Genomic DNA, 12,580 nt, shown 5'->3' on the forward strand with positions numbered 1-12,580 from the left:
AACGATGCAATTTATTGATGAATTTCGTGATCCTAAACTGGCTAAATATTTGGTGGCCCGTTTAAATGAATTGATGGATCAATTACCGCAATATACCGCGGAAAACCCACTTTACTTAATGGAAGTTTGTGGTGGACATACCCATACTATTTTTAAATTTGGACTTGATCGTTTACTTCCGCCTTCTATTGAATTTATTCATGGGCCGGGATGTCCGGTATGCGTACTGCCAATGGGGCGGATTGATGTGTGTATTGAAATCGCACAAAAGCCGGATGTGATTTTTTGTACTTTTGGTGATGCAATGCGGGTCAAAGGTCGTCGAGGTTCTTTGCTTGAGGCAAAGGCTCAAGGGGCTGATGTACGGATCGTGTATTCACCGTTAGATGCGCTGAATATTGCGCGTAGCAATCCAGATAAAAAAGTGGTGTTCTTCTCGCTTGGCTTTGAAACCACGATGCCAAGTTCGGCGGTGACTTTGCAGCAAGCCAAGCTGCAGAATATTTCGAATTTCTGGATTGTTTGTCAAAACATTACCATTATTCCAACACTGCATAGTTTGTTGGCGCAAGATAGTGTAAAGATCGATGGCTTTATTGCTCCGGGTCATGTGAGCATGGTGATCGGTTCCGAACCCTATCAATCATTGGTAGATAGTTACCATAAACCTTTTGTTATCACCGGTTTTGAACCCTTAGATATTTTGCAGGCCATCGTAATGTTGGTACAACAGTTCGTCGATGGTCGTTGTGAAATTGAAAACCAATATAAGCGCATCGTCCACTCTTCCGGTAATCAACTTGCCCAACAGGCAATGCGTGAAGTTTTTCAATTGAAAAAATCCAGTGAATGGCGTGGTTTGGGTGAAATTGCCGAGTCGGGGGTTGAATTGACTCCGGCCTATCAGCAATTTGATGCGGAAACCTATTTCCACAGTCAGCCACAACAAGTGGCCGATGACCCTAATTCGCGTTGTGGTGATGTGTTGACCGGGAAATGTAAACCATCCGATTGCAAACTATTTGCCACCCAATGTAATCCAGACAATGCTTATGGAGCCTTGATGGTTTCTTCGGAAGGCGCATGTGCGGCTTATTATCAATATCGGAGAGAATAATGAGCGATTTTATTACGATGGCGCACGGCAATGGCGGCGGTGCGATGCAAAAATTAATTAATGAATTGTTTGTTGAAGCCTTTGCTAATCCACTTTTGGCACAAGGGGAAGATCAGGCGCGTTTGCCATTGGCACCGCTAGTGGCATCTGGTGACCAACTAGCTTTTAGTACCGACAGCTTTGTGATTGATCCGATTTTCTTTCCGGGCGGTAATATTGGCAAATTGGCAGTATGTGGCACATTAAATGATGTTGCGGTATGTGGCGCCTATCCGCGTTATTTATCCTGTGGTTTTATTTTGGAAGAAGGATTACCGTTTAGCGAACTGCAAGCAGTAGTTGAGGCTATGGCGAAAACTGCTCGTGATGCGGGAGTTCAAATCGTCACTGGTGATACCAAAGTCGTACAAAAAGGTGCTGTGGATAAGATTTTTATCAATACCGCCGGTATTGGTGTGATCCCTCAAGGTTTGGATTGGGGAATGCACCGAATTGAAGCGGGCGATCAGATTATCGTCAGCGGTACCTTAGGCGAGCATGGTGCAACTATTCTCAATTTACGCGAAAACCTCGGTATTCAAACCGATTTACATAGCGATTGCGCCGTATTGGCTCCATTAATCGATCTTTTACGTCCGTTTGACGGTGTAAAAGCATTGCGTGATGCGACTCGTGGTGGTGTGAATGCGGTGTTGCACGAATTTGCCCAGGCCCAAGGCTTAGGGATGCAAATTTATGAAGATGAACTGCCGATTTTGCCGGCAGTACGCGGTATTTGTGAAATTTTAGGATTAGATGCACTTAATTTTGCAAATGAAGGTAAATTGGTGATAGTTGCGGCTAAGGCACAGGCTGAGGCAATTATTGAAGCATTGCGCAGTCACCCGCTAGGCACACGGGCAACGATTATTGGTGAAGTGACTGAAGATAAAAAAGTGCGTTTGATCGGCGGTTTTGGCCAGTCCCGGTTATTGGATTTACCAACTAACGAGCCCTTGCCACGGATCTGCTAACTTCAATAAGATCAAAGACTTAAGGTTTTTTGCATGAACCCCTAATAAAATCAATGAGTTAGGTGCATTTTTTTGCAAAAACTTTTTTTTCGTAGGGGCGTTTATGCTATTTAGAAAAGCATAGCGCAGGTGAGGGGAATCACCGAATGCCAACGTTAGGGAAGAGGTCGTAAGGCCTCAATTTATATTTAATAATTCGTTGTAATCAACATGCCGATTGCTCAATGCTGTGAGCTGTTGAGACGTTGGAGTGGACATGAAATATCCCAAATTGACCTTAGCTCTTTTTCTGATTTTAATTTTTCTCTGTTTGTACGCTTTTCTTATGGGACTCGTGACTTTTATCAGCGAGGAGCCGGACAAGTTTAAAGAGCTCAAAGGTAGTGAATTTTACATCACGGATGATGATAAGGTTTATGCTCAAGTACCAAGTGGCGGTAAATTTGAGTTGATTGGGGCAAAAGCGAGTACATTTAAATATCTCAATACCGGTAAATACGACAATCGCAATGTTGGTATGAGTGAAGATGCGGTGTATTGCGGTAACCTAGTGATGCGTGGTTTATCTCCGCAAAATGTAAGAGCACTCGGAAATGGTTACTTTAGTGACGGCAAGATGACTTATTTTTGCGACAGCGTAAGCGAGCCAAATCTTGATATAAAAGGCGTAATTGAGGTGTGGCAAATTTTCTCTCACGCCCTTTTTAATACTCCAAAAGCGCAAACCCACATCTATAAGTTTAGACCGGTTGATAATTTAAATTTATCGCCAATTCTAGGTTTTGGTTACGCACAAGATGGCGAGAAGGCCTATTATGATGGCCGATTGTTGGTGGATGCGAAGGCTAGCCAACTCAGATATATCGATGAAATCTCTGGTCGAAAAAGCATTTATTTCACCACTGATGGCGAAAATGTCTATTATAAAAGCGCAAAACTCGCACTTAAATTCACGCCAGAGATGCGTCAGATCGCCAGTATGTGGAATTTGTACTATCTCTATGAGCCAAACAGCGGCATGGTCTATGTCAATGATCATGAATTTACCTCCGAATTTGCTCCCTATACACCACTTTTTAGTCTGAGCGATAAGCATTCTTATCATGTGCTATTTCGTGGCCGGGATGGGATTTATTATTGGGAACGAAAATGGCAATGGTATAACGATGAGAGCGAAGGTGAATTTGTTAGAGCAGGAGACGATCCATTTAAGGGGGAGATAACCCCGCTCTTTGGTGATGTGATCGTCAGTGGTGGTGAGACGTTTTTTTTAAGAACCTATGAAGTTTGGCGCAATAATCGAAGCGGTCGTAGTCTTAGTAGTCGTAATACCGGTATTTTTAAGCTCCCTACGCAGGGAGAATGGCGTAGAATTGGGACTTCTAGAAATGGCGTTTATGGCGCAGTTTATACAAATGGCGAGAAGTTTTACTACTTTGATGAAATAGGACATAACTGGCATCTCACCAGCAGTATCTATGAGATAAAAGAACCTGACATAGTCGAAATTCTTACACGCCCTTACCGCTCTAGTGGCAATTTAGGTGTCGAAGATATTTTTAATATGATAAAAAGTGGAGCTATGGTACCGGCAAAGGGGGAATTTGTTGTTGAAGCGATTAGTGACTTTAACGATGACGATGAGAATTTTTGGTTTGGGATATTCTTGCTAAGTATAGCGATTGGTTCTTATATTTGGGCATATTACAGAAAACGTCTCCCCCAAGCGAGTAAAAAGAAATATAAGGGACTCATTGTTAAGTAGAAGAGAATAACGACCAGGATAATTGTGTTGTTTTTTGAGACAAGCTATTGCATGGATAGATTATTTCTCAATGGATGGTCAATCGGGTTGGTCGCTACCAATAGAAGTCAGTTTACCGGTGAAATAAGTATAAAAATGCGGTCATGATGACCGCATTTTTTATGGCAAAGAGCTTATAGCGCAACGCTAACGTCTGATTTCAGACGGCAGCTACAGGCTAATACATAACCTTCGGCAATTTCTTCGGCAGTGAGATCGCCTGTACGTACGGTTTCTACTTCGCCACCCAATACTTTGGTTTTGCACAGGCCACACAAACCAGTGCGACAGCCACTAACCACCGGTTGCTCGTGTTCTTCCAAGGCTGCTAGTAAAGTCATGCCAACCGGTACATTGAATTGTTGGTTACTCATGCCTTTGATAGTTAATGTAGTTTGTTTGTCATAATCAATACCACTTTGAATATTGTTATCAAAGAAAGCCTCGGTAAAGAAACGTTGTTCGCTGCCCCCCAGAGCCAATACGATCTCCCGGAGATGATCCATATAGCTTTGTGGACCACAGGTCATTACGGTGTAATCTTGGATATTCGGGACGATTTCGGCAATCATTTGTTGCGTAATACGACCAGATTTCATTGGTGCAACGGCATTTTCAGTTGCATTGATTACGAAGTTGAATTTCGGGTATTTAGCCTGTAATTCAGCCCATTCTTGTTTGAAGATGACATCCTCTGGAGAATGAACACTGTGCAATACGGTGAGATTAACTTCTGGACGATTTTTTAATAACCAGCGTGCCATTGACATTACCGGGGTAATACCACTACCGGCTCCAGCCAATAAATAATTATCGGCAACGACTTTTTCACAACTAAAATCACCCATCGGATCAGAGAACCATACCTGATCACCGACTTTCACTTCGTGGCTCAACCATGGTGAACCTTTCCCCCCTTCAATTTCTCGTACAGTGATGCTAACGAAGCGGCTTTCTCCGGGAGTAGAGGAAAGTGAGTAAGCACGGGCAATATGTGGCGTATTACGGATGCTAACCATGGCATATTGGCCCGGTTGATATGGATAGAAATCTTGCGCGATAAGGTTGATAGTAGTGATATCGGCTGTTTCTTTGACGATTGAATAAACCTGTAATTCATTAATACATAATGGGTTTTTATTGGTGTTAGCCATTTTTCTATTCCTTATAGAGAGGCCCGAATTGAACGGGCCGAAGTTTTAAGCCTGTTTGTTGATGATGTGACCAAAATCCTGTTCCGGCGTGGTTAAACCGTTTAAGCCGAAGGTTTGGTTGAGTAACGCCATCACATTGTCGTTTAAGAAAGCCGGTTTGCTTGGGCCGGTATAGACGTTTTTCACGCCTAGTGCCAATAAGGTAAGCAATACGATAATGGCTTTCTGTTCGAACCAGGAAAGGACGATAGATAATGGTAATTCATTTAAGCCAATGCCCAGTTTTTGCGATAAGGTTACCGCGAGCATAATAGCCGAGTAGGTATCATTACATTGACCTGCATCCAATAAACGAGGAATACCGCCGTCGATAGTACCGAAGTCTAATTTGTTGAAACGGTATTTACCGCAACCTAAGGTTAATACTGCAGTATCTTTTGGTAATGCATAAGCTAAATCAGTGTAGTAGTGACGCTCTTCTTTGTCGCCATCACAACCACCGATGACGAAAACATGACTGAGTTTCCCCGCTTTGACTAAATCGATAACTGCATCGGAGGCATCAATTAGGGTTTTACGGCCAAAACCAACGGTGATGTGGTGTTCCAATTCGGTGTATGGGAAACCTTTGCATGCAAGAGCTTTTTCGATGACAGGGGTGAAATCATGATCATCCAAGTGGGTAACACCCGGCCAGCCAACGATATTGCGGGTAAAGATACGATCCGCGTAGTCGCCTACGTTTGGGTCGATCAAACAGTTAGATGTCATGATGATAGCGCCCGGGAAGCGAGCAAATTCTTTTTGTTGATTTTGCCAGCCACTGCCGTAGTTACCAACTAAATGTTTGTATTTTTTGAGTTCCGGATAGCCATGTGCCGGTAGCATCTCACCGTGAGTATACACATTGATGCCTTTACCTTCGGTTTGTTCTAATAATTCTTTTAAGTCTTTTAAATCATGGCCGGAAATTAAGATACATTTTCCTGCAACCGGACGGACGTTTACTGTGGCCGGAACCGGGTTACCGAAATGCTCTGTTTCACCGGCATCCAACATAGCCATCACTTTGAAGTTCATTGAACCGATAGCTAAGGCTTTTTCCACCAACTCATTTAAGTTGCTTGGTTGGGTACCTAGCCAAGACATGAATTGATGGTATTCGGTATAGATATCATTATCGAATTTATCTAATACGTAAGCGTGCTCTAAATAAGCTGCTGCACCTTTTAAGCCATATAAACAAAGCAGGCGGACGCCATGGGCTTCTTCACCGATTGCCGCACGATCGATATCCAAGGCGAATTCTTTAGCTTGTTTGGCTAATTCTTCGATAGTTGAACCTTTTAATTCAATATGGGCTAATGGATGGTTAAGAGTTGGATTGGCTTCTACTTTGCTGATTTCACGAATCAGGTCATTACGATAGATTAGTGCCTGTTGGGCATAACCTACGATGCGGGCAGAGTCAAAGTTTACGTTAGTGAGGGTGGAGAAGAATGCGCGTGGCGCAAAAGAATCTGCTTGATGATTAATAATGCCTAATTCACGCGCTTTTAACGCCCAAGCAGATAAGCTGTGTAAACAAGCGATCAATAAGTCTTGTAGATCGGAGGTTTCGGCAGTTTTGCCGCACATTCCTTGGCTATAACTACAGCCGTTACCTTTATCGGTAACCATAGTTTGTTCACATTGTACGCAGTACATAATTGCAGTCCTTTTTTGTAGAGTAAAAGTAAATTTAAATCCGACCAATTTGGTCGGGTTCGCGGTGCGAAATGCTAAGCACTTTCCCCAATAAGAGCAAGCGCAATTACAATTTTCTTGATCTAGATTAAGTGAAATACCCGTAACGGGGTAGGCTTGTGTAGGTTGTTGATAATCTTTATCAAATCCAATCGTTGATATGCAGTGTTTCAGCGTAGAAATGATAGAAGGACAGCATAAGTATTTTTCTCTTTGTGTTACTTGTTGAATAAAATTTTAGGATTCTCATTTCTATCCGAATTTTATGCGAAATATTTTTTTTTAAGCCCTAAACTAAAAATTATATTTCAATCAGCTTTTTTTATAATTTTGCCATCCGCAATTAGATGCTGTATGTGTGATAAGTCAGAATTATTATTAATAAATAAATCCCAGAAAAATAAGGAGATTATTATGGCTTTTAACCTTAAAAATAGACATTTACTTAGCTTGGTAAACCACAGCGAACGTGAAATTAAATATCTATTAGACTTAGCTCGAGATTTAAAACGGGCAAAATATGCAGGAACCGAACAGCAAAAATTAAAAGGAAAAAACATCGCATTAATCTTTGAAAAAACCTCCACTCGAACCCGCTGCGCCTTTGAAGTTGCCGCTTATGACCAAGGTGCTCAAGTTACCTATATCGATCCAAACTCTTCTCAAATCGGCCATAAAGAAAGTATGAAAGATACCGCCCGAGTATTAGGCCGTATGTATGATGCAATTGAATATCGTGGTTTTAAACAAGAAATAGTACAGGAACTTGCAGATTATGCTGGAGTTCCTGTTTTTAATGGTTTAACCGATGAATTTCACCCAACTCAAATGTTAGCCGATGTACTAACCATGATCGAAAATTGCGATAAACCATTAAGTGAAATTAAATATGTTTATATTGGTGATGCTCGTAATAATATGGGGAACTCATTGTTACTAATCGGTGCAAAATTAGGTATGGATGTGCGGATCTGCGGGCCAAAAGCGCTATTGCCGGATGCTGAGCTAGTTGAACTATGTGAAGGTTTTGCGAAACAAAGCGGTGCACGTATTACAGTTACAGACGACATCGATAAAGCGGTGAAAGATGTAGACTTTGTACATACGGATGTGTGGGTCTCCATGGGTGAACCGTTAGAAACCTGGGGCGAACGGATCAAACTATTGCTTCCTTATCAAGTCACGCCGGAATTAATGAAACGTACCGGTAACAGCAAAGTTAAATTTATGCACTGTCTACCGGCATTCCATAACAGTGAAACCAAGGTTGGTCGTCAAATTGCAGAAAAATATCCTGAATTGGCCAATGGTATTGAAGTGACTGAAGATGTTTTCGAATCACCACAAAATATCGCCTTTGAACAGGCTGAAAACCGTATGCATACGATTAAAGCCGTACTTTATGCCAGCTTAATTTAAGGAGCTAACAATGAGAATTGTAATTGCACTTGGTGGTAATGCGCTACTGCGTCGTGGTGAGCCATTAACCGCAGATAATCAACGACAGAATGTTCGAATTGCCTGTGAACAAATTGCCAAAATCTATCCGAATAATGAATTGGTGATAGCTCACGGGAATGGTCCTCAAGTTGGTTTATTAGCCTTACAGGGCGCAGCGTATAAGGATGTACCAACTTATCCATTGGATGTGTTGGGAGCTGAGTCGGTTGGTATGATCGGCTACATGATTCAACAAGAATTAGGTAATTTAGTTCCTTTTGAGGTGCCATTCGCCACATTATTATCACAAGTCGAAGTGGATATTAATGATCCCGCCTTCAAGAATCCAACTAAACCGATTGGTCCGGTTTATTCTAAGGAAGAGGCCGAGCGTTTAGCTAAGGAAAAAAACTGGTCGATTGCCCAGGATGGCGACAAATACCGTCGGGTTGTGCCAAGTCCATTACCAAAACGTATCTTTGAAATTCGTCCAGTGAAATGGTTATTGGAAAAAGGCAGTATTGTGATTTGCGCCGGTGGTGGTGGCATACCAACCTACTATGACGAGCAACATAATTTGCAAGGTGTTGAAGCGGTGATTGATAAGGATCTTTGTTCTGCATTGTTAGCGGAAAACTTAGAAGCCGATTTATTCATTATCGCGACAGATGTTTCAGCTGCTTTTGTGGATTGGGGAACTCCAAATCAAAAAGCGATTGCTGCAGCTTCGCCGGATGCAATTGAGAAATTAGGTTTTGCTGCCGGTTCCATGGGGCCAAAAGTACAGGCCGCAGCAAACTTTGCCCGTCATACAGGAAAAGATGCTGTAATTGGTTCCCTATCCGATATCGTCGATATTGTGAAAGGCAAAGCCGGTACCCGTGTAACCACTAAAGTGGATGAAATTTCTTATTATGCTTAATGATTATTAAAGACGCTTTGAATGTTGTTCTGTTTAAAGCTGTGCGACAATCGGCATGGCCTTTGTTGCGATGCCGATTTTAAATAATCGCTTGTCTTGCTCAGGAGGTTGCTATGGAAGCAACTAAAAAAAAGACGTTTAACTTTCCGTCTGCATTTACTATCTTATTTGTCATTTTAATCATCGCCGTTGGATTAACTTGGGTTATCCCATCCGGCTCCTATTCCAAACTGACCTACAATTCAACAGATCATGCGTTTGTTGTTAAATCCTATGGTCAAGAGGATAAAACCTACCCAGCCACCGAAGCTACACTTAACGATCTGAATATTAAAATTAAATTATCTAATTTTACTGAAGGCGTTATCAAAAAACCTATTGCAATCCCAGGAACTTACCAACGTATTGAGCAACACTATAAAGGAATTATGGATATTCCAAAAAGTATGGTGGAAGGAACCATTGAAGCCGTGGATGTGATGGTGTTCATTTTTGTATTAGGGGGAATGATTGGGGTTATTAACCGAACCGGAGCATTTAACTCGGGGTTAATGTCGCTAGCCAATCGAACTAAAGGTAATGAGTTCTTGATTGTCTTCAGTGTCTCGGTATTAATGGTATTAGGTGGTACAACCTGCGGTATTGAGGAAGAAGCGGTGGCCTTCTACCCGATTTTAGTGCCGATTTTCTTAGCATTAGGGTATGATGCTATTGTTTGTGTCGGTGCTATTTTCTTAGCCTCCTCAATGGGGACAGCATTCTCTACCATCAATCCATTTTCGGTTGTAATTGCCTCTAATGCGGCCGGTATTCCGTTTACCGAAGGCATTGGCTTCCGAGCAATCGGTTTGGTATTGGGTGCAACCTGCGTAATTGCATACCTTTACTGGTATTGTAAGAAAGTTAAAGCGGATCCGAGTTTTTCCTATACCTATGAGGATCGGGAAGAGTTTCGTCAACGTTATATGAAAAATTTTGATCCAAATATCGTGCCTGAATTTACTGTCCGCAGAAAATTAGTATTATTACTATTCTGCATCGCTTTCCCAATTATGATTTGGGGGGTAATGGCCGGTGGTTGGTGGTTCCCGCAAATGGCGGCATCCTTCCTAACCATTACGATTATCATCATGTTTATCAGCGGATTATCCGAAAAAGCGATTGTTGAATCCTTTACCGAAGGTGCCTCCGAATTGGTCGGCGTGTCATTGATTATCGGCTTGGCACGTGGGGTAAACCTTGTTCTGGAACAAGGTATGATTTCCGATACAATATTAGACTATATGTCAAATTTGGTAAGCGGCATGCCGGGTAGTGTATTTATTCTCGGTCAGCTTGTGGTGTTTATCTTCTTGGGACTCATTGTGCCATCTTCTTCTGGTTTGGCTGTGCTTTCTATGCCGATTATGGCACCATTGGCCGATGCGGTGGGCATTCCAAGAGATATCGTGGTTTCCGCTTACAACTGGGGTCAATATGCAATGCTCTTCCTTGCTCCAACAGGATTAGTATTAGTAACCCTACAAATGTTGCATATTCCTTTCAATAAATGGGTGAAATTTGTTATGCCGATGATTGGTTGCTTGTTACTGATAGGCTCCATTCTATTGGTCATTCAAGTCTCGATGTATAGTGTTTAAATGATAGGTTTAGCCGCTCCAATGTTGTAAAGAGCGGCTAAATCTTTGTTAGATTAGAGAAAAAGGATTTCTTATGTATCAAAAGAAGCTTTTTGATAATATTGATACCCGTATTCTAAAGGCTTTGCAGAGAAATGGCCGATTACAAAATAATGAACTGGCTAATGAAATAGGACTTTCTAATTCCGCTTGTTTAAGACGGGTAAATTTACTGGAAGAAAGCGGCGTGATTGATGGTTATGTCGCCCTATTAAATCCTAAGAAAGTCAATTGTAATATCATTGTTTATGCGTTAGGCACATTTGCGGAAGAAAGTCCGGAATTAAAAGAAAAATTTATTTTTGAAATTAAGCTCATTCCACAAATCCTCGAGTGCCATTTCATGTCCGGAACCTATGATTTTTTACTGAAATGTTGTGTTGCCGACCTTGAGGAATTTAATCATTTAAAAGCAGTTTATCTCAACAGCCATATCGGAATAAAAAACCTAAAATCAGAAATTACTTTAAAAACCGTTAAATCCACCACTGAATTGCCACTGTAGCGATAGCAACGGTTGGCAATTCCAGCCTTGAATACTTCGCTTAATGCCCCTTCGTTTCTTTTGTTTTTCCCATAAAAATACGCCCGCGAAGGGCGGGCACTGGAAACGCTATGACGATTTTGAGAGTTTTTGCCAAAATTGGATGTAACCCATTGATTTTATTAGGGTTGCTTTAAAAATCTATAAATCGTTGATTTTATTGTAATAAATCAGGCAGCTTCAACAAAGCTTAAGGCCGTTTCCACTACTTCAACGCCTGCGCCTGCTTTGTGCGCATTTTCACTTAAATAGCGGCGCCATTGGCGGGCTCCTTTAACCTGTTGAAAAGCGCCGAGCATTGGCCGAATCAAATGATTTAAGTACACACCTTGGCTGAGTTGCGCTTCTAAATAAGGGAACATTGCCGTTACTGCTTGGCGTGCGCTAATAAGCGGTGCATTCGGATCAAACAGCGCACGATCCACGCCACCCAGCAGGGATGGATTTTGATAGGCCTCGCGTCCCACCATAACCCCATCGACAAATTGCAAATGGGTTTGCATTTCCTCAAGGGTTTTAATGCCGCCATTAATGGCTATTTTAAGTTCAGGAAAATCGGCTTTGAGACGATACACTCGAGCATAATCAAGCGGTGGAATTTCACGGTTTTCCTTTGGGCTTAACCCTGACAGCCAAGCTTTACGGGCATGTACAATAAATTCCCGACAGCCAGCCTGTTGTATCCGGGCAATGAAATCCGTTAAGAATTCATAGCTATCCAGCTCATCAATACCGATACGGGTTTTCACCGTCACGGGAATATCGACTTCCGCCTGCATGGCTTGCACGCATGCGCCGACTAAGTCGGCTTTTGCCATTAAACATGCACCGAACATTCCATTCTGCACTCGATCCGATGGGCATCCCACGTTTAAGTTGATTTCTTGATAACCACGCGTTGCCGCTAATTTTGCGCAATGGGCGAGTTGTTGTGGATCGCTGCCGCCCAGTTGCAATGCTACCGGATTTTCCGCGCAATCAAAGGCGAGATGATCGTAGGTGGCATGAATAATCGCCGGAGCTGTTACCATTTCTGTGTACAACAAGGCATGGCGGGTAAATTGGCGATGGAAATAACGGCAGTGACGGGTCGTCCAATCAAGCATTGGTGCGACTGAAAAGCGCCCGCGGTAATAGTGATTAATTTGCTCGGTCATTGGG

Annotated in this window: 10 protein-coding genes; 7 read left to right on the top strand and 3 right to left on the bottom strand. The window is 42.3% G+C overall.

Annotated elements, in window-relative coordinates:
- The first annotated feature begins 4 nt into the window (after positions 1–4).
- The 3 genes from hypD (at position 5) to CKV74_RS03920 (ending at position 3,895) form a co-directional block, all read left to right on the top strand.
- Complete coding sequence (gene hypD / locus CKV74_RS03910; protein ID WP_007242394.1) at positions 5–1,117, top strand: hydrogenase formation protein HypD; 1,113 nt, start codon at positions 5–7, stop codon at positions 1,115–1,117.
- On the top strand, positions 1,117–2,130 hold the full coding sequence (gene hypE, locus CKV74_RS03915) for a hydrogenase expression/formation protein HypE (RefSeq protein ID WP_007242304.1): 1,014 nt from the start codon (positions 1,117–1,119) through the stop codon (positions 2,128–2,130). Before hypD ends, hypE begins: the two co-directional genes overlap by 1 nt.
- Positions 2,131–2,386: 256 nt before the next feature.
- Entirely contained in the window at positions 2,387–3,895 is a 1,509-nt protein-coding gene (locus tag CKV74_RS03920) for a DKNYY domain-containing protein (RefSeq protein ID WP_007242374.1), read from the top strand.
- Between the two features lie 173 nt (positions 3,896–4,068).
- Here CKV74_RS03920 and hcr read toward each other — a convergent pair whose 3' ends face one another.
- The gene (gene hcr / locus CKV74_RS03925) at positions 4,069–5,088 is read right to left on the bottom strand and encodes an NADH oxidoreductase (RefSeq protein ID WP_095176764.1); all 1,020 of its coding nucleotides are present in this window, start codon (positions 5,086–5,088) and stop codon (positions 4,069–4,071) included.
- A gap of 45 nt (positions 5,089–5,133) precedes the next feature.
- Complete coding sequence (gene hcp / locus CKV74_RS03930) at positions 5,134–6,795, bottom strand: hydroxylamine reductase (RefSeq protein WP_007242496.1); 1,662 nt, start codon at positions 6,793–6,795, stop codon at positions 5,134–5,136.
- Positions 6,796–7,248: 453 nt separating this feature from the next.
- Between hcp and CKV74_RS03935 the strand changes: the two genes are divergently transcribed.
- The 4 genes from CKV74_RS03935 (at position 7,249) to CKV74_RS03950 (ending at position 11,380) form a co-directional block, all read left to right on the top strand.
- A complete protein-coding gene (locus tag CKV74_RS03935; protein WP_007242398.1) occupies positions 7,249–8,253 on the top strand; it encodes an ornithine carbamoyltransferase in 1,005 nt (334 codons plus the stop codon).
- Positions 8,254–8,263: 10 nt separating this feature from the next.
- Positions 8,264–9,196 (top strand): carbamate kinase, encoded by a 933-nt coding sequence (arcC, locus tag CKV74_RS03940; RefSeq protein WP_095176765.1) that lies wholly within the window; start codon positions 8,264–8,266, stop codon positions 9,194–9,196.
- Between the two features lie 113 nt (positions 9,197–9,309).
- On the top strand, positions 9,310–10,836 hold the full coding sequence (locus CKV74_RS03945) for a YfcC family protein (protein ID WP_095176766.1): 1,527 nt from the start codon (positions 9,310–9,312) through the stop codon (positions 10,834–10,836).
- A 73-nt stretch (positions 10,837–10,909) separates the two neighbouring features.
- Positions 10,910–11,380, top strand: a complete 471-nt coding sequence (locus CKV74_RS03950; protein WP_007242448.1) for an Lrp/AsnC family transcriptional regulator — start codon at positions 10,910–10,912, stop codon at positions 11,378–11,380.
- A 209-nt stretch (positions 11,381–11,589) separates the two neighbouring features.
- Here CKV74_RS03950 and dusA read toward each other — a convergent pair whose 3' ends face one another.
- A complete protein-coding gene (dusA, locus tag CKV74_RS03955; RefSeq protein WP_007242296.1) occupies positions 11,590–12,576 on the bottom strand; it encodes a tRNA dihydrouridine(20/20a) synthase DusA in 987 nt (328 codons plus the stop codon).
- Positions 12,577–12,580: the final 4 nt, after the last annotated feature.

The organism is Haemophilus pittmaniae (assembly GCF_900186995.1).
Classification (GTDB): domain Bacteria; phylum Pseudomonadota; class Gammaproteobacteria; order Enterobacterales; family Pasteurellaceae; genus Haemophilus_D; species Haemophilus_D pittmaniae.